Below are 23,115 nucleotides of genomic sequence, written 5' to 3'. Positions count from 1 at the left end.
GCCGGATTCACTGAGGTTATGTGTTTAACAACTCATATTTCTTAATCTTGCGATAGAGCGTAGCAATGCCGATGCCCAGTTCATCAGCAACTTGCTTCTTGCTGTTATGACGTGAAAGCGCCTCGCGGATCATTTGCTTTTCCATCTCCTCCAGCGCCGTGCCGCCCGCATCATCGAGTGACAGGTGTGCCTCAGTGACCTCTGTTACATCACTTTGCTCCGTTGTGCCATTATTCAGCAGATTTGGCGGCAATAGCGTGCTGTCGATAACTTCACCTGAAGGAACAACGTTAACCAGATATTCCATCAAATTGCTTAACTCGCGCAGGTTTCCGGGCCAACGATGCTTACGCAATATTTCGACGACATCGGGAGCAATGCCAGGATAAACCGATCCCAGACGACGGGTATGCAGATGTAAAAAGTAATGCACCAGTAGTTCAATATCTTCCTGACGTTCACGCAGCGGTGGCAGAGTTATCGGGATAACATTAAGTCGGTAGAAGAGATCTTCGCGGAATTTACCTTCGGCAATGAACTGGGCCAAATTCTGGTTAGTTGCAGAAATGATGCGAATGTCGACTTGTATTGGGCTACTGGCACCAATCGGCAGAATTTCACGTGCCTCAATAGCGCGCAGTAATTTAGCCTGCAACATTAATGGCATATCACCTATTTCATCGAGAAACAGCGTGCCCGTATTCGCCGCCTGAATCAACCCTGTTTTACCGTTGGCAGAAGCGCCAGTAAATGCGCCTTTAACATAACCGAACAGTTCGCTCTCCAGAAGCTGCTCCGGAATCGCGGCACAGTTGATAGCAATAAAGGGTTTATTCCGTCTTCCGCTCAACTTATGGATTGCACGGGCGACAACTTCTTTACCCGTGCCGCTTTCACCAACCACCATAACGCTGGATGGGCTGGGTGCAATACGGCTAATGAGTCGTTTTAATTGCCGCATAACACGGCACTCGCCAACCAATTGTTCAATATGCGGTTCATCAGGTGCATTTGCTACAGAAAAACTGGTATGCGATTGGTGAAACGCCATTAAAAATAATTGTCGGCCCTGAATGTTATGCAATTGACCAATGATTAATTCACTTTTATCGTCCCACGAAACAATATGCTGCATATGTCCATGGGTAAAATTACTCTCAAATGTTAATGGTCTGAAACGGATAGGTTTCCCAATAATATTATTTTGCACAACACCAAGTGTTTTTAAGGCAGTCTGATTAACAAACTGAACCCGATTTTCGTCATCTACAACTAATACGCCCTGATCCATATTATCGATCATGGTCGCGAATATTTTACTGATGTTATCTCCTGGCCCCTGATCCTCCAGAAGTTTCGAAACAAAAATGGTGGATATATGACGAACATAATCAGAAAATTCGCGTAAATTATCACTGATATGCTCTTGTTGCTCGTGGGTAACGGCAATCAAACTTATCACCCCAACACAACGATCCTGTAAAATGACAGGCGTACCCAGAAATGCTTTTTCGCGGCAATTTTCTTTACTATCGCAACCTTCGCAAAGGGGATCGAAGCGAGACTGTGTCACAACTTTTTCAGTTTTCGTTTCCAGGACGTGGCGGAGCAGGCGTGAGTTGCCGCTCAACTGGCGACCAAGAAACTTCCCATACGCGCCAGTTCCGGCGACGCGACACAAGTTTTCATCAACGATCTCAACCTCAAGCTGCAAAACGCTGGCAAGCATTCTGGCAAAACGCTGAATTGTCGGTTGAATTTGCATCAATACTGACTGCGTAGTAGCAAGCTCCATAGCTTTACCTTCCAGACTTACTTAAAAGTCGATCATTGAAGACGTTGATGGTTCACAGATCATGATGATATTAACTCAGGCGAAATTGGCTTTGATAAAAACATAAGATTTTTATCACTTTCTAATAAAATTATGGAAGAGATATCACATTTCTATATCAATATGAGAATTACGGCGGTGAGTTTATCAAACTGAAGAGAGATCGCCTGTCCCTTTATCTTATTTCTGATACTTAGCAGCAAATAAATAACGCGATAAAAAAAGCCAAACGTTTTCGTATTTTACAAACAACCGGAAGCTGGCATCAATTTGTGATCAACCCCACACATTATCCGTCAAATTAGTCTTTTGCAGCCCCGTGGATAATTCTGGCACACTTATTGTTAGTCCCAGGTATAGCTGTGAAAACACCAATCACTTTGGCAAGTCACAGTGAAATAAACCACTTTGCCTGTCATTCCACTACCGGGACTTTATGATGAAAACTGTTAATGAGCTGATTAAGGATATCAATTCGCTGACCTCTCACCTTCACGAGAAAGATTTTTTGTTAACGTGGGAACAGACGCCAGATGAACTGAAACAAGTACTGGACGTTGCCGCAGCATTAAAAGCACTGCGTGCTGAAAACATCTCAACCAAAGTCTTTAATAGTGGATTAGGTATTTCCGTATTCCGCGACAACTCCACCCGTACCCGCTTCTCTTATGCTTCCGCGCTTAACCTGCTCGGGCTTGCACAGCAAGATCTCGATGAAGGCAAATCACAAATCGCTCACGGCGAAACCGTGCGTGAAACCGCCAATATGATCTCCTTCTGCGCCGACGCTATTGGTATTCGCGACGATATGTATCTGGGCGCAGGCAACGCCTATATGCGTGAAGTTGGCGCTGCACTTGATGACGGTTACAAGCAGGGTGTGCTGCCGCAACGTCCGGCTTTAGTGAACCTGCAATGCGATATTGATCACCCGACTCAGTCAATGGCTGACCTGGCATGGTTACGTGAACACTTTGGTTCACTGGAAAACCTGAAAGGTAAAAAAATCGCCATGACCTGGGCCTACTCCCCAAGCTATGGCAAACCGCTCTCTGTACCACAAGGCATCATCGGTCTGATGACTCGCTTCGGTATGGATGTCACCCTGGCCCATCCGGAAGGCTACGACCTGATCCCGGATGTGGTTGAAGTGGCGAAAAACAATGCTAAAGCCTCCGGTGGTAGCTTCCGTCAGGTCACCAGCATGGAAGAAGCCTTCAAAGACGCAGACATCGTTTATCCGAAGTCATGGGCACCTTACAAAGTGATGGAAGAGCGTACTGAATTGCTGCGTGCGAACGACCACGAAGGCTTAAAAGCACTGGAAAAACAGTGTCTGGCACAGAACGCGCAACACAAAGACTGGCATTGTACTGAAGAGATGATGGAACTGACCCGTGATGGCGAAGCCCTGTACATGCACTGCCTGCCAGCTGATATCAGCGGTGTATCCTGCAAAGAAGGTGAAGTGACTGAAGGCGTATTCGAAAAATACCGTATCGCTACCTACAAAGAAGCCAGCTGGAAGCCTTATATCATCGCCGCGATGATCCTGTCCCGTAAATACGCCAAACCAGGTGCACTGCTCGAGCAACTGCTGAAAGAAGCGCAAGAACGCGTGAAATAACCCCTCGGGCCGATCAGCTGGTCGGCCCTCTATTTCCAGAGGCCAAAAGGATAGGATATGTCCGTTTTCTCATTGAAGATTGATATCGCCGATAACAAATTTTTCAACGGCGAAACATCACCGCTCTTTTCGCAAAGCCAGGCCAAACTGGCGCGCCAGTTCCACCAGAAAATTGCTGGTTATCGCCCAACACCGCTTTGTGCGCTGGACGATCTCGCAAACCTTTTTGGTGTGAAGAAAATTCTCGTCAAAGACGAATCAAAACGATTCGGTCTGAACGCCTTCAAAATGCTCGGCGGTGCGTACGCCATCGCTCAATTATTGTGCGAAAAATATCATCTTGATATCGAAACGCTGTCATTTGAGCACCTGAAAAATGCCATCGGCGAAAAAATGACCTTTGCGACCACCACCGACGGCAACCACGGGCGCGGTGTGGCATGGGCCGCTCAGCAACTCGGTCAGAACGCGGTGATTTACATGCCGAAAGGTTCTGCTCAGGAACGCGTTGACGCCATTCTGAATCTGGGTGCCGAGTGCATCGTCACCGATATGAACTATGACGATACCGTTCGCCTGACCATGCAACACGCGCAGCAGCACGGCTGGGAAGTGGTACAGGACACGGCATGGGAAGGTTACACCAAAATCCCAACCTGGATCATGCAAGGCTACGCAACCCTGGCAGATGAAGCCGTCGAGCAAATGCGTGAAATGGGCGTAACCCCGACACACGTTCTGCTGCAAGCCGGTGTCGGTGCAATGGCCGGTGGTGTGCTGGGTTATCTGGTCGACGTCTACAGCCCGCAAAATCTGCACAGCATTATTGTTGAACCTGACAAAGCTGACTGTATTTATCGCTCCGGCGTCAAAGGCGACATCGTCAACGTTGGCGGTGATATGGCCACCATCATGGCGGGCCTGGCCTGTGGCGAACCTAACCCGCTGGGCTGGGAAATCCTACGTAACTGCGCCACCCAATTCATCTCCTGCCAGGACAGCGTTGCCGCATTAGGTATGCGCGTGCTGGGTAATCCGTACGGCAACGACCCGCGCATCATCTCCGGTGAATCCGGCGCTGTCGGTTTGGGCGTTCTCGCGGCGGTTCATTATCACCCGCAACGTCAAAGCCTGATGGAAAAACTGGCGCTGAACAAAGATGCCGTAGTGCTGGTTATCAGCACTGAAGGCGACACCGACGTGAAGCACTACCGCGAAGTTGTCTGGGAAGGCAAACACGCTGTAGCACCTTAATCACCCTATTGGAACTGCTCCCTGCAAAACGGGGAGTAAAAAATCTGGAGAAAAATAATGGCTAAGAATATTCCATTCAAACTGATTCTTGAAAAAGCAAAAGATTACCAGGCGGATATGACTCGCTTCCTGCGCGACATGGTTGCTATTCCCAGTGAAAGCTGCGACGAGAAACGCGTAGTACATCGTATTAAAGAAGAGATGGAAAAAGTCGGCTTCGATAAAGTTGAAATCGACCCGATGGGTAACGTTCTCGGTTATATCGGCCACGGCCCGCGTCTGGTGGCAATGGACGCTCATATCGATACCGTCGGCATTGGCAACATCAAAAACTGGGACTTCGATCCGTACGAAGGCATGGAAACTGATGAGCTGATCGGTGGTCGCGGGACTTCCGACCAGGAAGGCGGCATGGCATCTATGGTTTATGCCGGTAAAATCATTAAAGACCTCGGTCTGGAAGATGAATATACCCTGCTGGTTACCGGTACTGTGCAGGAAGAAGACTGCGACGGTCTGTGCTGGCAGTACATTATTGAACAATCCGGCATTCGCCCGGAATTTGTGGTCAGTACCGAACCAACCGACTGCCAGGTATACCGTGGTCAGCGCGGTCGTATGGAAATTCGTATTGATGTTCAGGGTGTTAGCTGCCACGGTTCTGCGCCAGAACGCGGTGACAACGCCATTTTCAAAATGGGTCCGATTCTTGGCGAATTACAAGAACTCTCCCAACGTCTGGGTTATGACGAATTCCTCGGCAAAGGCACCCTCACCGTTTCTGAAATCTTCTTCACATCCCCAAGCCGTTGCGCTGTAGCAGATAGCTGCGCCGTCTCTATTGACCGCCGTCTGACCTGGGGCGAAACCTGGGAAGGCGCGCTGGACGAAATCCGCGCCCTGCCTGCAGTACAGAAAGCTAACGCGGTTGTTTCTATGTACAACTACGACCGTCCGTCCTGGACTGGCCTGGTTTACCCAACCGAATGCTACTTCCCGACCTGGAAAGTGGAAGAAGATCACTTCACCGTTAAAGCACTGGTGAATGCCTACGAAGGGCTGTTTGGCAAAGCGCCGGTTGTTGATAAGTGGACCTTCTCAACTAACGGCGTATCTATCATGGGCCGTCACGGCATTCCGGTGATCGGCTTTGGCCCGGGTAAAGAACCTGAAGCGCATGCACCTAACGAAAAAACCTGGAAATCTCACCTGGTGACCTGTGCCGCGATGTACGCTGCAATCCCGTTAAGCTGGCTGGCAACCGAATAATTACTCTTCACTTATTCCCCTCCGGTTCGCCGGAGGGTTTTTGGAGTTTGCTATGCGCGTATTGATCAAAAACGGCACTGTCGTTAACGCAGATGGACAAGCCAAACAGGATTTGCTGATTGAAAGCGGGATTGTTCGCCAGTTGGGCAACAATATTTCGCCGCAGCTCCCGTATGAAGAAATTGATGCCACTGGCTGTTACGTTTTCCCTGGCGGCGTGGATGTCCATACGCATTTCAATATTGATGTCGGCATCGCGCGCAGTTGTGATGATTTTTTTACCGGTACCCGCGCAGCTGCGTGTGGCGGTACAACAACCATTATTGACCATATGGGATTTGGCCCAAACGGCTGTCGGTTACGCCATCAACTGGAGGTTTATCGTGGCTATGCCGCCCATAAGGCGGTCATCGACTACAGCTTTCACGGTGTGATCCAGCACATTAATCACGCCATCCTCGACGAAATCCCGATGATGGTCGAGGAAGGACTGAGCAGTTTTAAACTCTATTTAACCTATCAATACAAACTCAACGATGACGAAGTTTTGCAGGCATTACGCCGCTTGCATGAATCCGGCGCGCTGACCACCGTGCACCCGGAAAATGATGCTGCTATCGCCAGCAAGCGGGCGGAATTTATCGCCGCAGGGTTAACCGCACCGCGCTATCATGCCTTGAGTCGCCCTCTGGAATGCGAAGCGGAAGCCATCGCCCGCATGATTAACCTGGCACAAATTGCCGGTAACGCCCCGCTCTATATCGTGCACCTGTCTAACGGCTTAGGTCTGGATTATCTGCGGCTTGCCCGTGCGAATCACCAGCCAGTCTGGGTTGAAACCTGCCCACAATATCTCCTGTTGGACGAACGCAGTTACGATACAGAAGATGGCATGAAGTTCATTCTTAGCCCACCGCTGCGTAACATACGCGAGCAGGACAAACTGTGGTGTGGCATCAGCGATGGTGCGATTGACGTGGTGGCGACCGATCACTGCACGTTCTCAATGGCTCAACGCCTGCAAATTTCTAAAGGCGATTTCAGTCGCTGCCCAAATGGCTTACCCGGTGTGGAAAACCGCATGCAGTTACTGTTTTCCAGTGGCGTGATGACGGGACGTATAACACCGGAACGCTTTGTTGAATTAACCAGCGCAATGCCCGCCAGGCTGTTTGGCCTGTGGCCGCAAAAAGGATTATTAGCGCCCGGTTCCGATGGCGACGTGGTGATTATCGACCCACGTCAGAGCCAACAAATTCAGCATCGCCATCTCCACGACAACGCCGACTACTCGCCATGGGAGGGTTTTACCTGTCAGGGCGCGATTGTCAGAACCTTATCCCGTGGTGAAACGATTTTCTGTGACGGCACCTTTACAGGCAAAGCCGGGCGAGGTCGTTTCCTGCGACGCAAACCGTTTGTCCCTCCCGTGCTCTAACCACTGCCAGGGATCTATACACAATCAAGAATGATGAGTGAGGAAAAATGAGTAAGAAAATTGTTCTCGCCCTGGGCGGGAATGCGCTGGGCGATGACCTGGCCGGGCAAATGAAAGCGGTAAAAATTACTTCTCAGGCAATTGTTGATTTAATTGCCCAGGGACATGAAGTTATCGTCACTCATGGTAACGGGCCGCAGGTGGGCATGATTAACCAGGCCTTTGAAGCTGCCGCAAAAACTGAAGCGCACTCGCCAATGCTGCCGATGTCTGTCTGTGTTGCATTAAGCCAGGGTTATATTGGTTACGATCTACAAAACGCTTTAAGAGAAGAACTGCTTTCTCGGGGCATTAATAAACCTGTAGCAACGCTGGTTACTCAGGTCGAAGTCGACGCTAACGATCCGGCATTCCTCAACCCGACCAAGCCGATCGGTTCGTTCTTTACCGAGCAAGAAGCAGAGCAACTGACAAAACAGGGTTACACTCTGAAAGAAGATGCTGGTCGCGGCTATCGCCGTGTTGTTGCCTCGCCAAAACCGGTTGATATCATTGAAAAAGAAACGGTTAAAGCTCTGGTAGATGCAGGCCAGGTGGTGATCACCGTTGGCGGTGGTGGTATCCCTGTTATTCGTGAAGGTAACCATCTGCGTGGTGCCAGCGCGGTTATCGATAAAGACTGGGCCAGCGCCCGTTTAGCAGAAATGATTGATGCCGATATGCTGATCATTCTGACTGCGGTAGAAAAAGTGGCCATTAACTTCGGTAAAGAGAATGAACAGTGGCTCGATCGCCTGTCATTAAGTGATGCTGAACGCTTTATCGAAGAAGGTCATTTTGCGAAAGGTTCTATGCTGCCTAAAGTGGAAGCTGCCGCCTCGTTTGCTCGCTCTCGCGCAGGTCGTGAAGCACTGATTACCGTATTGAGCAAAGCGAAAGAAGGGATTGAAGGCAAAACAGGAACGGTGATTTGTCAGTAATTTAAAGGCCGGGTGGGTAATACCATCCGGCCAAAGATTGTCAAGTAAGTGCGCTTTGTTGATGCCGGATGCGGCGCGAGCGCCTTATCCGTCCTACAAAACATCGCAAATTCAATAGATTGCAATGCACTTGTAGGCCTGATAAGCGTAGCGCATCAGGCAATTTGGCGTTTGTCATCAGTCTCAGGCCGGGTGGGTAATACCATCCGGCCATTTTCATTTAAGCCACTTCCAGCACTTCTTTTGTCGCTTTCACGCCCTGATGCATCAACATCATTAACGCCTCAAGTACGCCGCCGCCAATCGCCCGGGCTTTATCAGAAACGCTGGTGAAATCAGCGGTTTCACCACGAGGATCGATATCACCAATTTTAAAACCACCAACCACTGCCAGGCCGTCGTTCAACAAGCCACGCACCATCCCCGTCAACGGTGCTTTAATTTCATGCTCACCAATCCAGGCAATCACATCGCCCTCTTTCACCAGATCGCCTAATTTCACGTTGGATCGCATAATGCCTGCAGCAGGAGCACGGATCACCCGTCGGGTGGTATGCCCCATAATATTGCCAGGAACACCGGTATTCTCCTGCGCACAACCAGAGTAAATCACCTGACCGAGCCAGTGCCCGCGATTTGTTTCAATTACCGCATGACAATCCTTCCCAGCAGTAAAGCCCGGCCCAAGCGCGATTGTTACTGGTGCCATATCTGCCCGCGTTCCCAAATTCTGTTTCGCCAGAATAGCGTCCACCACGCAAAGCGGTTTCAGTTCATCAAGCAATGAACAGGCGGGATCTACCATCACAGGGATGAATCCGCGTTCGGTAAGTTTCATCGCTTCCGCAGAGCTGGTTGCCAGGCGGGCAGTGACGCCTTCGACCGTCATTTCGCCATCGAACACGGCCTGGGCAAACGCCACGGTACAACGAATCACTGTCGGTTTTTCCACTTCCAGCATGATCACTTTAAAACCCGCATGATACAGACGTAGCGCCACACCACTGGCGATATCTCCCGCACCGCGAATCACCACCAGCTGGTGTCCGGAAGGATGAGAAGGTTTCATCATCAGCCCACCCGGCGCGTTATTTTTCACCTGTAATATTTCTGCCAGCACGCTGATGGCGATCTCCTGCGGCGTTTCCGCACCTATGTTGTAACCAACGGGCGCATGTAAACGGGCAATATGTTCTTCAGCCACGCCTTTCTCACGCAATTGACGCAGGAAAAGCTGAACCTTGCGACGACTTGCCAGCAACCCCAACCATGCAATGGGCTGTTCAATGAGTTTGTCGAGGGCTTCACGATCCTGATTATTCGTGGCAATCAGGACAAAATTATCAGGGCGAATATCCAGTGCTTCCACTGCCGCACCAAACGACTCAGCATGGAGAAGCGTGGTTGATGGTGGGAATAGTTCAGGATTGAGGCTTTCGCGATAAATATCGGCAACGGCAATATCAAATCCTAATAGCGCCGCACTCTGGGCTATCGCCCGGTTGACATGCCCCGCGCCAATCAACACCAGACGTGGACGCATACCATGGACGCTGATAAATACTGACATTGCACCTCCACAATCTGACCCGACAGCATCCGCACCGTTACGAGCCATACGTCCATGGAATAATCGCGGCTTACGTTCCTGCAATGCCTGAAGCGACTCTTCAATCACCTTCCGCTCAACCATTCCGCCACCAATTGTACCGACGATAGAACCATCGGCGCGCACTAACATTTGTGCAGAATGGCGGGGAGTCGAGCCTCGGCTATCAACAATTTGCGCCATCGCAAACGGACAATTTTGCTCTTCGAGTTTTGCAGCCTCTGTGAAAATATTCATACCAACCTCAATGGATATCCTTTCAGTAACCCGGAATACCCGGGCCGCTAATTCACAAATCTGCGCGCGATTGCAGGATGTTCTTGTATATCGCCCAGCCAGATTGCCTCTACGTCATGTTGTTGCAGCGGTTGAAGGAGCTCGCTTTGTGCAATCGCATTCTCACATTGAGAAAAACGGTTAATGAACCAGACTCGCCGACAACCTTGCGGTACGTTTTTAAACGCCCCCTGAGGGTGGCGAACCAGCGCAACGAGATCGCTCAGTTGCAAGGTTGCATCAGGTGTTAACCCGGTAATATCAGCAAACTGCGACCAGCGATAGACATTTTCTGTGCTCACTTTCGCGCCCAAAGTATGTCCTCCCATCACAGCAATCACGCAGCAACTGCTTTTGGGTATGCAAGGTTCGTGCTCATCAGGCGCTTTTAACGGCATTCCACGCGAGCCATCTGCTTCAATGAGAATTACGTCACACTCTGGTCGTTGCACCAGTGCATCAATCGCTTCTGGCGTAAATCCCTGCACTTTTCCCTGGTTCGCTTTCCAGCTATGAAAACAAAATGAAATGGGGGATGTAAGAGACGCATGAGGAAGCATGGCGGGATCACGACAGAAAACCACGGGCCAGTGAGACGTTGGCATAAACATATGTGTTGTCGTCGTGATTAACACACGCCTGCCGCTAGCCTGGAGCAGTTCTGCCAGCCAAAAAAGCAAGCTGGTTTTCCCCCCTGCACCAACAACAGAAATCACAGTGGGACGTTTCTGCGCGCCTAAATCAATGACTAATGCCGACGGGTCAATTATACTTTTCACGAGTCTTTATGACCTCTCTGGGATAAATTATCCCCAACTTAATCCATCAGGAAGTAACGCAATTATCAGGCGTTATTAGCCCCTATAAATAATGGAACCACTATGTCAGCCATCGACTGTATAATTACCGCTGCCGGATTATCATCAAGAATGGGGCAATGGAAAATGATGTTACCCTGGCAACAGGGAACAATTCTTGATACAAGTATCAAAAATGCGTTGCAGTTTTGTAGCCGAATTATTTTAGTCACCGGCTATCGTGGTAATGAACTGCACGAACGTTATGCGAACCAGAGCAATATCACTATTATCCACAACCCAGATTATGCGCAGGGTTTACTAACATCAGTAAAGGCCGCAGTACCCGCGGTGCAAACAGAACATTGTTTTCTCACCCACGGTGACATGCCAACCCTCACCATCGATATTTTCAGAAAAATCTGGTCGTTACGAAATGATGGCGCAATACTGCCACTCCATAATGGCATCCCCGGCCATCCGATTTTAGTGTCAAAACCATGCCTGATACAGGCAATCCAGCGACCCAATATCACCAATATGCGTCAGGCACTCCTTATGGGAGATCATTATTCCGTCGAAATAGAAAATGCAGAAATAATTTTAGATATTGATACTCCGGACGACTTTATTACAGCGAAGAAAAGGTATACTGAAATTTAGAAAACGTAGTTAAACGATTGCGTTCAAATATTTAATCCCTCCAGCACTCTTTATCATAATGATAAGGAATCACTGATTTTGAGAAAAGAGAAAAAGTGATACATGGGCTGGCAATAATAATTTTCAGGAGTGATTTTAATTCTCATTTAGCACCTGTGAGTTCATTCACAAAAAGCCCTTAAGTTTCGAGCCGCCTCACATTTTTTTATATTTCTCGCCAAACCTGGCAAGAGTGGTGCGATTGTTGCTCTATCCCCCTAAACCACCGGATTTCTCAACACCGGTCACTCAATGATATCTGTATAAGCTAAGGAGAGGGTTATGGGGGATATTATGCGTCCCATTCCGTTTGAGGAACTTTTGACGCGCATATTTGATGAATACCAACAACAACGCTCAATCTTTGGTATTCCCGAGCAACAGTTTTACTCACCCGTAAAAGGTAAAACTGTTAGCGTCTTCGGTGAAACCTGTGCCACTCCCGTCGGCCCTGCCGCTGGCCCGCACACGCAGCTCGCGCAAAATATTGTCACTTCCTGGCTGACTGGCGGACGCTTCATCGAACTAAAAACCGTCCAAATTCTTGACCGCCTGGAGCTGGAAAAGCCCTGTATCGATGCCGAAGACGAGTGTTTTAACACCGAATGGTCTACCGAATTTACCCTGCTTAAAGCCTGGGATGAATACCTCAAAGCCTGGTTTGCCCTGCACCTTCTCGAAGCGATGTTCCAGCCTTCTGATTCCGGTAAATCGTTCATCTTTAATATGAGTGTCGGTTACAACCTCGAAGGTATTAAGCAACCGCCGATGCAACAGTTCATCGACAATATGATGGACGCATCTGACCATCCGAAATTCGCGCAATATCGCGATACGCTGAATAAATTACTCCAGGATGACGCATTTTTAGCCCGCCACGGATTGCAGGAAAAACGCGAAAGCTTGCAAGCCTTACCCACTCGCATCCCCACCAGTATGGTGCAGGGCGTCACCCTCTCCACCATGCACGGCTGTCCTCCGCATGAAATCGAAGCCATTTGCCGTTACATGCTGGAAGAAAAAGGGCTCAACACCTTTGTGAAACTTAACCCAACCTTACTGGGGTACGCGCGTGTTCGTGAGATCCTTGATGTCTGCGGTTTCGGTTACATAGGCTTAAAAGAAGAGTCATTTGATCACGACCTCAAGCTGACGCAAGCGCTGGAAATGCTGGAACGCCTGATGGCACTGGCAAAAGAAAAATCACTCGGCTTTGGCGTAAAACTGACTAACACTCTCGGCACCATCAACAATAAAGGCGCACTGCCCGGTGAAGAGATGTATATGTCAGGCCGTGCGCTGTTCCCGCTCTCCATCAATGTTGCAGCAGTTCTCTCTCGCGCCTTTGACGGCAAACTGCCCATTTCTTATTCCGGTGGTGCCAGTCAGCTGACTATCCGCGATATTTTTGATACTGGTATTCGCCCTATCACGATGGCAACCGACCTGCTGAAACCTGGTGGCTATCTGCGCTTAAGTGCCTGCATGCGCGAGCTGGAAGGCTCCGACGCCTGGGGACTTGACCATGTTGACGTCGAACGACTGAACAAACTGGCAGCAGACGCGCTAACCATGGAATACACCCAGAAACACTGGAAGCCAGAAGAGCGTATTGAAGTGGCAGAAGACCTGCCGCTGACCGACTGCTACGTTGCCCCCTGTGTTACTGCCTGCGCTATCAAGCAAGATATTCCGGAATACATCCGTCTGCTTGGCGAACACCGCTATGCCGACGCGCTGGAACTTATCTACCAACGCAACGCCCTGCCCGCCATTACCGGTCATATTTGCGATCACCAGTGCCAATACAACTGTACCCGCCTGGATTACGACAGTGCACTGAATATCCGCGAACTGAAAAAAGTCGCGCTGGAAAAAGGTTGGGATAAATATAAGCAACGTTGGCACAAACCAGCCGGTTCTGGTTCACGCCATCCGGTTGCCGTGATTGGTGCAGGTCCGGCGGGTCTGGCAGCAGGTTACTTCCTTGCCAGAGCGGGCCATCCGGTTACGCTGTTTGAACGCGAAGCCAATGCGGGCGGCGTGGTGAAAAATATCATCCCTCAGTTCCGTATTCCTGCAGAGTTAATTCAGCACGATATCGATTTTGTTGCCGCTCACGGCGTGAAATTTGAGTATGGCTGCTCACCCGATTTGACCGTTGAACAGTTAAAAAATCAGGGCTTCCATTATGTTCTGATTGCAACAGGCACCGATAAAAATAGCGGTGTGAAACTGGCGGGCGACAACCAAAATGTCTGGAAATCACTCCCCTTCCTGCGTGAATACAACAAGGGTACAGCGCTCAAGCTGGGCAAACATGTGGTCGTTGTCGGGGCGGGTAACACCGCAATGGACTGCGCTCGTGCGGCGTTACGCGTTCCAGGCGTAGAAAAAGCAACGATCGTTTACCGTCGTTCACTACAAGAGATGCCCGCATGGCGCGAAGAGTATGAAGAAGCGTTGCACGACGGCGTAGAGTTCCGTTTCCTGAATAATCCGGAACGTTTCGATGCTGATGGCACCTTAACCTTGCGCGTTATGTCGCTTGGCGAACCGGATGAGAAAGGTCGTCGTCGTCCGGTTGAAACCAATGAAACAGTAACACTGCTTGTAGACAGCCTGATCACCGCCATTGGTGAACAGCAGGATACTGAAGCCCTGAATGCGATGGGCGTGCCGCTGGACAAAAACGGCTGGCCAGACGTCGACCATAATGGCGAAACTCGTCTGACTGACGTCTTTATGATCGGCGACGTACAGCGCGGACCATCCTCCATTGTCGCTGCTGTCGGAACCGCGCGTCGGGCGACCGATGCCATCCTTAGTCGGGAAAATATCCGTTCCCACCAGAACGATAAATACTGGAACAACGTCAATCCGGCGGAAATCTATCAACGTAAAGGCGATATCTCTATCACGCTGGTGAACAGTGACGATCGTGATGCGTTTGTCGCGCAGGAAGCTGCTCGCTGCCTTGAATGTAACTACGTTTGCAGCAAGTGTGTGGATGTCTGCCCGAACCGCGCCAACGTCTCCATTGCGGTCCCAGGCTTCCAGAATAGATTCCAGACGCTGCACCTCGACGCTTACTGTAACGAATGCGGCAACTGCGCTCAGTTCTGTCCGTGGAACGGTAAACCATACAAAGACAAAATCACCGTTTTCAGCCTGGCGCAAGACTTTGATAACAGCAGCAACCCAGGCTTCCTTGTGGAAGATTGCCGGGTACGAGTACGACTGAATAACCAAAGCTGGGTGTTAAACATCGACAGCGAAGGTCAGTTCAACAACGTACCACCGGAGCTGAACGATATGTGCCGCATCATCAGCCATGTCCACCAGCATCATCATTATCTGCTGGGCCGCGTGGAGGTGTAATCATGTTGATTCTGAAGAATGTCACCGTAGTGCAGTTACACCCGGCGAAAGTGCAGGAAAGCGTTGATATCGCTATCGAAAATGATGTAATTGTCGCTATCGGCGATGCCCTGACGCAACGCTACCCCGATGCCAGCTACAAAGAGATGCATGGTCGGATTGTGATGCCGGGAATTGTCTGCTCACACAACCATTTTTACTCGGGGCTTTCCCGCGGAATTATGGCAAACATCGCCCCCTGCCCGGATTTCATCTCAACGCTGAAAAATCTCTGGTGGCGGCTCGATCGCGCCCTTGATGAAGAGTCGCTCTATTACAGCGGGCTGATTTGTTCCCTGGAAGCGATTAAGAGCGGATGTACATCGGTTATCGATCACCATGCCTCTCCGGCGTATATCGGCGGGTCGCTCTCCACATTGCGCGACGCATTTTTAAAAGTTGGCCTGCGCGCGATGACCTGTTTTGAAACTACTGACCGTAACAACGGCATCAAAGAGTTGCAGGAAGGTGTAGAAGAAAACATCCGCTTCGCCCGTCAGATTGATGAGGCGAAGAAAGCAGCAACCGAGCCGTATCTGGTGGAAGCACATATCGGCGCTCACGCACCGTTTACCGTGCCAGATGCCGGTCTGGAGATGCTGCGTGAAGCCGTGAAAGCCACAGGTCGTGGTTTGCATATTCACGCTGCGGAAGACCTTTACGACGTTTCCTACAGTCACCACTGGTACGGCAAAGACCTGCTGGCACGACTGGCGCAATTCGATCTCATCGACAGCAAAACGCTGGTCGCTCATGGGCTGTACTTGTCGAAAGATGACATCGCCCTACTCAATCAGCGCGATGCGTTCCTGGTGCATAACGCCCGTTCAAACATGAACAACCATGTCGGCTACAACCATCACCTTAGCGACATCCGCAATCTGGCGTTGGGAACGGACGGCATTGGTTCGGACATGTTTGAAGAGATGAAATTTGCCTTCTTTAAACATCGCGATGCGGGTGGTCCGCTGTGGCCTGACAGTTTTGCCAAAGCCCTGACTAACGGTAACGAACTGATGAGCCGCAACTTTGGCGCGAAATTTGGTCTTCTGGAAGCCGGTTACAAAGCCGATTTAACCATTTGCGATTACAACTCGCCGACGCCGCTGCTGGCAGACAATATCGCCGGGCATATCGCTTTCGGTATGGGCTCAGGCAGCGTTCACAGCGTGATGGTCAATGGTGTGATGGTCTATGAAGACCGTCAGTTTAACTTCGATTGCGATTCCATTTATGCACAAGCCAGAAAAGCCGCTGCCAGTATGTGGCGTCGGATGGATGCGCTGGCATAAATGACAGATGCCCTCTTCCCGCAGGGAAGAGGGTTAAATAAGGAAAGAAGATGATTGAACAATTTTTCAGGCCCGACTCTGTCGAACAGGCGCTGGAACTGAAGCGCCGCTACCAGGATGAAGCCGTCTGGTTCGCCGGGGGCAGCAAACTCAACGCTACACCAACCCGTACCGATAAAAAGATTGCCATTTCCTTACAGGATCTGGAACTAGACTGGGTTGACTGGGATAACGGTGCACTGCGGATTGGTGCAATGTCTCGCTTGCAGCCACTGCGTGATGCGCGATTTATTCCTGCAGCACTGCGTGAAGCCCTCGGTTTTGTTTACTCACGCCATGTTCGTAATCAGTCGACCATTGGTGGTGAAATCGCCGCCCGCCAGGAAGAGTCGGTGCTGCTTCCCGTCCTGCTGGCACTGGATGCTGAACTGGTTTTTGGCAACGGCGAAACGCTGTCAATCGAGGACTACCTGGCCTGCCCATGCGATCGCCTGCTAACCGAAATTATCATTAAAGATCCGTATCGCACCTGTGCGACCCGGAAAATTAGCCGTTCTCAGGCAGGTTTAACCGTCGTGACGGCAGCCGTTGCAATGACAGACCACGACGGTATGCGAATTGCGCTGGATGGCGTCGCCAGTAAAGCACTGCGTCTGCACGATGTCGAAAAACAAAATCTGGAAGGCAATGCACTTGAACAGGCTGTCGCCAACGCCATTTTCCCGCAGGAAGATTTGCGGGGCAGCGTGGCCTATAAACGCTATATCACGGGAGTTCTGGTAGCCGACCTGTATGCCGACTGCCAACAGGCTGGGGAGGAAGCCGTATGATCATCCACTTTACTTTAAATGGCGCGCCTCAGGAGCTAACCGTTAATCCAGGCGAAAACGTGCAAAAGCTGTTGTTTAACATGGGAATGCACTCTGTACGCAACAGTGATGATGGCTTCGGGTTTGCCGGTTCTGACGCAATTATCTTTAACGGTAATATCGTTAACGCGTCCTTGCTTATTGCCGCACAGTTAGAGAAGGCAGATATTCGTACCGCAGAATCTCTGGGCAAATGGAACGAGTTAAGTCTGGTTCAACAGGCAATGGTTGATGTTGGCGTGGTGCAGTCTGGTTATAACGATCCAGCTGCAGCTCTGATTATCACCGATCTTCTCGATCGCATCGCCGCACCTACCCGCGAAGAGATCGACGACGCGCTTTCTGGTTTGTTCAGCCGCGATGCTGGCTGGCAGCAATACTATCAGGTCATTGAACTGGCGGTTGCACGTAAAAATAATCCGCAGGCCACCATTGATATCGCTCCGACTTTCCGTGACGACCTAGAAGTCATTGGTAAGCATTATCCTAAAACTGATGCCGCGAAAATGGTGCAGGCGAAACCCTGCTATGTTGAAGACCGCGTAACGGCTGACGCCTGCGTCATTAAAATGTTACGTAGCCCACACGCTCACGCACTGATTACTCATCTGGATGTCAGCAAAGCTGAAGCCTTACCGGGCGTCGTTCACGTTATTACTCACCTGAATTGCCCGGATATCTACTATACCCCGGGTGGTCAGAGCGCACCGGAACCGTCACCGCTTGACCGCCGTATGTTCGGCAAGAAAATGCGTCACGTCGGCGATCGTGTTGCTGCGGTCGTCGCAGAAAGTGAAGAAATTGCGCTCGAAGCACTGAAGCTCATCGACGTTGAATATGAAGTGCTTAAGCCGGTAATGTCGATCGACGAAGCAATGGCGGAAGATGCGCCTGTCGTGCACGATGAACCGGTGGTGTATGTTGCTGGTGCGCCAGATACTCTGGAAGACGATAACAGCCATGCAGCCCAGCGCGGCGAGCATATGATCATCAACTTCCCGATCGGTTCTCGCCCTCGCAAAAATATCGCCGCCAGTATTCATGGTCATATTGGCGATATGGACAAAGGCTTTGCCGATGCCGATGTGATCATTGAGCGAACCTATAACTCAACGCAAGCGCAGCAGTGCCCGACTGAAACACATATCTGCTTTACTCGTATGGACGGCGATCGTCTGGTTATCCACGCCTCCACCCAGGTACCATGGCACTTACGCCGCCAGGTCGCGCGCCTCGTGGGCATGAAACAGCATAAAGTTCATGTCATTAAAGAGCGAGTTGGCGGCGGTTTTGGTTCCAAACAGGACATCCTGCTGGAAGAAGTGTGCGCCTGGGCAACCTGCGTGACCGGGCGTCCGGTACTGTTCCGCTACACCCGTGAAGAAGAGTTTATTGCTAACACCTCTCGTCACGTCGCGAAAGTCACCGTCAAACTGGGAGCGAAAAAAGATGGTCGCCTGACGGCAGTGAAGATGGATTTCCGCGCCAACACTGGCCCTTACGGCAACCACTCACTCACCGTACCGTGTAACGGACCGGCGCTGTCGCTGCCGTTATATCCGTGCGATAACGTCGATTTCCAGGTCACCACCTACTACAGCAACATTTGCCCAAATGGTGCTTATCAGGGTTATGGCGCACCGAAAGGTAACTTCGCTATCACCATGGCATTAGCGGAACTGGCTGAACAGTTACAGATCGACCAACTGGAAATTATCGAACGTAACCGGGTACACGAAGGGCAAGAGCTGAAAATTCTCGGTGCAATCGGTGAAGGTAAAGCGCCGACCTCCGTTCCTTCCGCCGCCAGCTGTGCACTGGAAGAGATCCTGCGTCAGGGTCGCGAGATGATCCAATGGTCGTCACCGAAACCGCAAAATGGTGACTGGCACATCGGTCGCGGCGTCGCCATTATCATGCAGAAATCGGGTATCCCGGATATCGATCAGGCTAACTGCATGATCAAACTGGAATCGGACGGCACCTTTATCGTTCATTCTGGCGGTGCGGATATTGGTACTGGTCTGGATACTGTAGTGACGAAACTGGCAGCAGAAGTGCTGCACTGCCCACCGCAGGACGTGCATGTTATCTCCGGTGATACCGATCATGCGTTGTTTGATAAAGGCGCATATGCCTCGTCCGGTACTTGCTTCTCGGGTAACGCGGCGCGTTTGGCAGCGGAAAATCTACGGGAGAAAATTCTGTTCCACGGCGCGCAAATGTTGGGTGAGCCAGTGGCAGATGTTCAACTGGCAACGCCGGGCGTCGTGCGCGGCAAGAAAGGCGAAGTTAGTTTCGGGGATATTGCCCATAAAGGCGAAACCGGCACCGGCTTTGGTTCACTGGTGGGAACTGGCAGTTATATCACGCCTGATTTCGCCTTCCCGTATGGCGCAAACTTCGCTGAAGTTGCCGTCAACACGCGTACGGGTGAAATCCGCCTGGATAAATTCTACGCCTTGCTGGACTGCGGTACACCGGTCAATCCAGAGTTAGCGTTGGGACAAATCTACGGTGCCACCCTGCGTGCTATCGGCCACAGTATGAGCGAAGAGATCATTTATGACGCCGAAGGTCACCCGTTAACGCGTGATTTACGCAGTTACGGCGCACCGAAAATTGGTGACATTCCGCGTGATTTCCGCGCTGTGCTGGTGCCGAGCGACGATAAAGTCGGCCCGTTCGGGGCGAAATCGATCTCGGAAATCGGTGTAAATGGCGCAGCTCCGGCGATTGCTACCGCAATTCACGATGCATGCGGCATCTGGTTACGCGAATGGCATTTCACACCGGAGAAAATACTCACTGCGCTGGAAAAAATATAAATAATAAATGGCCGCTTCGGCGGCCTGTTTCTCTGTTTGAACGATGACTAAATAGTGACTGCGAAAATGAGATAAGCCGTTCTCAAGGCGTCCTGCGCCCCAAATTCGTGGGAATTTATTTTACTAATTCAGATGATCAAATTTACTTTAAAAGGAGTGAAGGGATGTCTGATATAAACCATGCAGGTTCTGACCTTATATTTGAACTGGAGGATCGCCCTCCCTTTCATCAGGCTCTCGTTGGTGCCATTACCCATCTGTTGGCAATTTTCGTTCCGATGGTAACCCCCGCGTTAATCGTGGGTGCGGCCTTACAGCTTTCCGCTGAAACAACTGCCTATCTTGTTTCTATGGCGATGATCGCCTCTGGTATTGGTACCTGGTTACAAGTAAACCGCTACGGCATCGTCGGTTCTGGCCTACTCTCAATTCAGTCAGTCAATTTTTCATTTGTTACGGTCATGATTGCGCTGGGCAGCAGCATGAAAAGCGACGGTTTTCACGAAGAGTTAATCATGTCGTCGCTTCTCGGCGTCTCCTTCGTTGGCGCATTTCTGGTTGTCGGATCTTCATTTATCTTGCCCTATTTACGTCGGGTTATTACGCCTACCGTCAGCGGTATTGTGGTACTGATGATCGGCTTAAGCCTGATTAAAGTCGGCATTATCGATTTTGGTGGAGGATTTGCAGCCAAAAGCAGCGGTACGTTCGGCAATTACGAACATCTCGGCGTTGGTTTATTGGTTTTAATTGTGGTGATCGGCTTTAACTGCTGTCGCAGTCCGTTGCTACGCATGGGAGGGATCGCCATTGGGCTATGTGTCGGCTATATCGCATCGTTATGCCTGGGCATGGTGGATTTCAGCAGTATGCGCAATTTGCCGTTAATCACCATCCCGCATCCGTTCAAATACGGCTTTAGTTTTAGCTTCCATCAGTTCCTGGTGGTTGGCACGATTTATCTGCTTAGCGTGCTGGAAGCAGTCGGCGATATCACCGCCACGGCAATGGTTTCCCGCCGCCCCATTCAGGGGGAAGAGTATCAGTCCCGACTGAAAGGCGGCGTGCTGGCAGATGGTCTGGTTTCTGTTATCGCCTCCGCTGTCGGTTCATTACCATTAACCACGTTTGCGCAAAATAATGGGGTTATTCAGATGACTGGCGTCGCTTCACGTTATGTCGGGCGAACCATCGCGGTAATGCTGGTTATCCTCGGCTTATTTCCGATGATTGGCGGCTTCTTCACGACCATTCCCTCGGCAGTTCTGGGAGGCGCAATGACGTTGATGTTTTCCATGATTGCCATCGCTGGGATTCGCATCATCATCACCAACGGATTAAAGCGGCGTGAAACACTTATTGTCGCCACTTCTTTAGGTTTAGGGCTTGGCGTCTCCTACGATCCCGAAATTTTTAAAATATTGCCAGCCTCTATTTATGTATTAGTTGAAAACCCTATTTGTGCTGGCGGGTTAACTGCGATTTTATTAAATATTATCCTCCCTGGTGGCTACCGACAGGAAAACGTTCTGCCTGGTATTACCTCAGCGGAAGAGATGGATTAACAGTAAAGGAGTCAATGATGTCAGGAGAACACACGTTAAAAGCGGTACGAGGCAGTTTTATTGATGTCACCCGTACGGTCGATAACCCGGAAGAGATTGCCTCTGCGCTGCGGTTTATTGAGGATGGTTTATTACTCATTAAACAGGGAAAAGTGGAATGGTTTGGCGAATGGGAAAACGGAAAGCATCAAATTCCTGACACCATTCGCGTGCGCGACTATCGCGGCAAACTGATAGTACCGGGCTTTGTCGATACACATATCCATTATCCGCAAAGTGAAATGGTGGGGGCCTATGGTGAGCAATTGCTGGAGTGGTTGAATAAACACACCTTCCCTACTGAACGGCGTTATGAGGATTTAGAGTACGCCCGCGAAATGTCGGCGTTCTTCATCAAGCAGCTTTTACGTAACGGAACCACCACGGCGCTGGTGTTTGGCACTGTTCATCCGCAATCCGTTGATGCGCTGTTTGAAGCCGCCAGTCATATCAATATGCGTATGATTGCCGGTAAGGTGATGATGGACCGTAACGCACCGGATTATCTGCTCGACACTGCCGAAAGCAGCTATCACCAAAGCAAAGAACTGATTGAACGCTGGCACAAAAATGGTCGTCTGCTATATGCGATTACGCCACGCTTCGCCCCGACCTCATCTCCTGAACAGATGGCGATGGCGCAACGCCTGAAAGAAGAATATCCGGATACGTGGGTACATACCCATCTCTGTGAAAACAAAGATGAAATTGCCTGGGTGAAATCGCTTTATCCTGACCATGATGGTTATCTGGATGTTTACCATCAGTACGGCCTGACCGGTAAAAACTGTGTCTTTGCTCACTGCGTCCATCTCGAAGAAAAAGAGTGGGATCGTCTCAGCGAAACCAAATCCAGCATTGCTTTCTGTCCGACCTCCAACCTTTACCTCGGCAGCGGCTTATTCAACTTGAAAAAAGCATGGCAGAAGAAAGTTAAAGTGGGCATGGGAACGGATATCGGTGCCGGAACCACTTTCAACATGCTGCAAACGCTGAACGAAGCCTACAAAGTATTGCAATTACAAGGCTATCGCCTCTCGGCATATGAAGCGTTTTACCTGGCCACGCTCGGCGGAGCGAAATCTCTGGGCCTTGACGATTTGATTGGCAACTTTTTACCTGGCAAAGAGGCTGATTTCGTGGTGATGGAACCCACCGCCACTCCGCTACAGCAGCTGCGCTATGACAACTCTGTTTCTTTAGTCGACAAATTGTTCGTGATGATGACGTTGGGCGATGACCGTTCGATCTACCGCACCTACGTTGATGGTCGTCTGGTGTACGAACGCAACTAATAATAAAACTTTAACATCCTC

General features: G+C 50.4%; 15 protein-coding genes. 12 read left to right on the top strand and 3 right to left on the bottom strand.

Annotation, left to right across the window (positions count from 1 at the left end; translation table 11 throughout):
• Positions 1 to 16 precede the first annotated feature (16 nt).
• The gene (locus AB4H76_RS04980; RefSeq protein ID WP_000417792.1) at positions 17 to 1,795 is read right to left on the bottom strand and encodes a sigma-54 interaction domain-containing protein; all 1,779 of its coding nucleotides are present in this window, start codon (positions 1,793 to 1,795) and stop codon (positions 17 to 19) included.
• Positions 1,796 to 2,273: 478 nt separating this feature from the next.
• Between AB4H76_RS04980 and ygeW the strand changes: the two genes are divergently transcribed.
• From ygeW to arcC, 5 genes are read left to right on the top strand one after another with little or no spacing between them, the layout of a single operon-like run.
• On the top strand, positions 2,274 to 3,461 hold the full coding sequence (gene ygeW, locus AB4H76_RS04975; RefSeq protein ID WP_000859787.1) for a knotted carbamoyltransferase YgeW: 1,188 nt from the start codon (positions 2,274 to 2,276) through the stop codon (positions 3,459 to 3,461).
• Between the two features lie 57 nt (positions 3,462 to 3,518).
• Positions 3,519 to 4,715, top strand: a complete 1,197-nt coding sequence (gene dpaL / locus AB4H76_RS04970; RefSeq protein WP_000110493.1) for a diaminopropionate ammonia-lyase — start codon at positions 3,519 to 3,521, stop codon at positions 4,713 to 4,715.
• A gap of 57 nt (positions 4,716 to 4,772) precedes the next feature.
• The gene (locus AB4H76_RS04965; protein WP_001107125.1) at positions 4,773 to 5,984 is read left to right on the top strand and encodes a YgeY family selenium metabolism-linked hydrolase; all 1,212 of its coding nucleotides are present in this window, start codon (positions 4,773 to 4,775) and stop codon (positions 5,982 to 5,984) included.
• Positions 5,985 to 6,036: 52 nt separating this feature from the next.
• Positions 6,037 to 7,422, top strand: a complete 1,386-nt coding sequence (gene hyuA / locus AB4H76_RS04960; protein WP_001264447.1) for a D-phenylhydantoinase — start codon at positions 6,037 to 6,039, stop codon at positions 7,420 to 7,422.
• 47 nt (positions 7,423 to 7,469) lie between these two features.
• A complete protein-coding gene (gene arcC / locus AB4H76_RS04955; RefSeq protein WP_000037992.1) occupies positions 7,470 to 8,402 on the top strand; it encodes a carbamate kinase in 933 nt (310 codons plus the stop codon).
• 220 nt (positions 8,403 to 8,622) lie between these two features.
• On the opposite strand, the gene yqeB is transcribed toward arcC, so the two are convergent.
• Both yqeB and yqeC read right to left on the bottom strand, forming a co-directional pair.
• Positions 8,623 to 10,248 carry a selenium-dependent molybdenum cofactor biosynthesis protein YqeB gene (gene yqeB, locus AB4H76_RS04950; protein WP_001020381.1) on the bottom strand — a complete coding sequence of 542 codons (1,626 nt, stop codon included), beginning with the start codon at positions 10,246 to 10,248 and terminating at the stop codon, positions 8,623 to 8,625.
• Between the two features lie 47 nt (positions 10,249 to 10,295).
• Positions 10,296 to 11,066, bottom strand: coding sequence for a selenium cofactor biosynthesis protein YqeC (yqeC, locus tag AB4H76_RS04945; RefSeq protein WP_077491654.1), 771 nt, complete (start codon positions 11,064 to 11,066; stop codon positions 10,296 to 10,298).
• Positions 11,067 to 11,168: 102 nt separating this feature from the next.
• On the opposite strand from yqeC, the gene mocA reads away from it, so the two are divergent.
• The 7 genes from mocA (at position 11,169) to guaD (ending at position 23,094) form a co-directional block, all read left to right on the top strand.
• Positions 11,169 to 11,747 carry a molybdenum cofactor cytidylyltransferase gene (gene mocA / locus AB4H76_RS04940; protein ID WP_077491656.1) on the top strand — a complete coding sequence of 193 codons (579 nt, stop codon included), beginning with the start codon at positions 11,169 to 11,171 and terminating at the stop codon, positions 11,745 to 11,747.
• A 321-nt stretch (positions 11,748 to 12,068) separates the two neighbouring features.
• The gene (gene ygfK, locus AB4H76_RS04935; RefSeq protein WP_420062576.1) at positions 12,069 to 15,167 is read left to right on the top strand and encodes a putative selenate reductase subunit YgfK; all 3,099 of its coding nucleotides are present in this window, start codon (positions 12,069 to 12,071) and stop codon (positions 15,165 to 15,167) included.
• A gap of 2 nt (positions 15,168 to 15,169) precedes the next feature.
• Complete coding sequence (gene ssnA / locus AB4H76_RS04930) at positions 15,170 to 16,498, top strand: putative aminohydrolase SsnA (protein WP_085452715.1); 1,329 nt, start codon at positions 15,170 to 15,172, stop codon at positions 16,496 to 16,498.
• A 50-nt stretch (positions 16,499 to 16,548) separates the two neighbouring features.
• On the top strand, positions 16,549 to 17,328 hold the full coding sequence (gene ygfM / locus AB4H76_RS04925) for a molybdopterin-dependent oxidoreductase FAD-binding subunit (RefSeq protein WP_000572462.1): 780 nt from the start codon (positions 16,549 to 16,551) through the stop codon (positions 17,326 to 17,328).
• Complete coding sequence (locus AB4H76_RS04920; RefSeq protein ID WP_000583615.1) at positions 17,325 to 20,195, top strand: molybdopterin-dependent oxidoreductase Mo/Fe-S-binding subunit; 2,871 nt, start codon at positions 17,325 to 17,327, stop codon at positions 20,193 to 20,195. The genes ygfM and AB4H76_RS04920 overlap by 4 nt, the downstream gene beginning before the upstream one ends.
• Before the next feature lie 164 nt (positions 20,196 to 20,359).
• A complete protein-coding gene (gene xanQ / locus AB4H76_RS04915; RefSeq protein WP_001280192.1) occupies positions 20,360 to 21,760 on the top strand; it encodes a xanthine/proton symporter XanQ in 1,401 nt (466 codons plus the stop codon).
• 17 nt (positions 21,761 to 21,777) lie between these two features.
• Positions 21,778 to 23,094, top strand: coding sequence for a guanine deaminase (gene guaD, locus AB4H76_RS04910; RefSeq protein ID WP_001299798.1), 1,317 nt, complete (start codon positions 21,778 to 21,780; stop codon positions 23,092 to 23,094).
• The last annotated feature ends 21 nt before the right edge of the window (positions 23,095 to 23,115 follow it).

The sequence above is a fragment of the Escherichia sp. UTM R2 genome (genome assembly GCF_048593455.1).
Classification (GTDB): Bacteria; Pseudomonadota; Gammaproteobacteria; order Enterobacterales; family Enterobacteriaceae; genus Escherichia; species Escherichia coli.
Note: the sequence above shows the minus strand (reverse complement) of the source record. Positions and strands in the feature narration are given on the sequence as shown.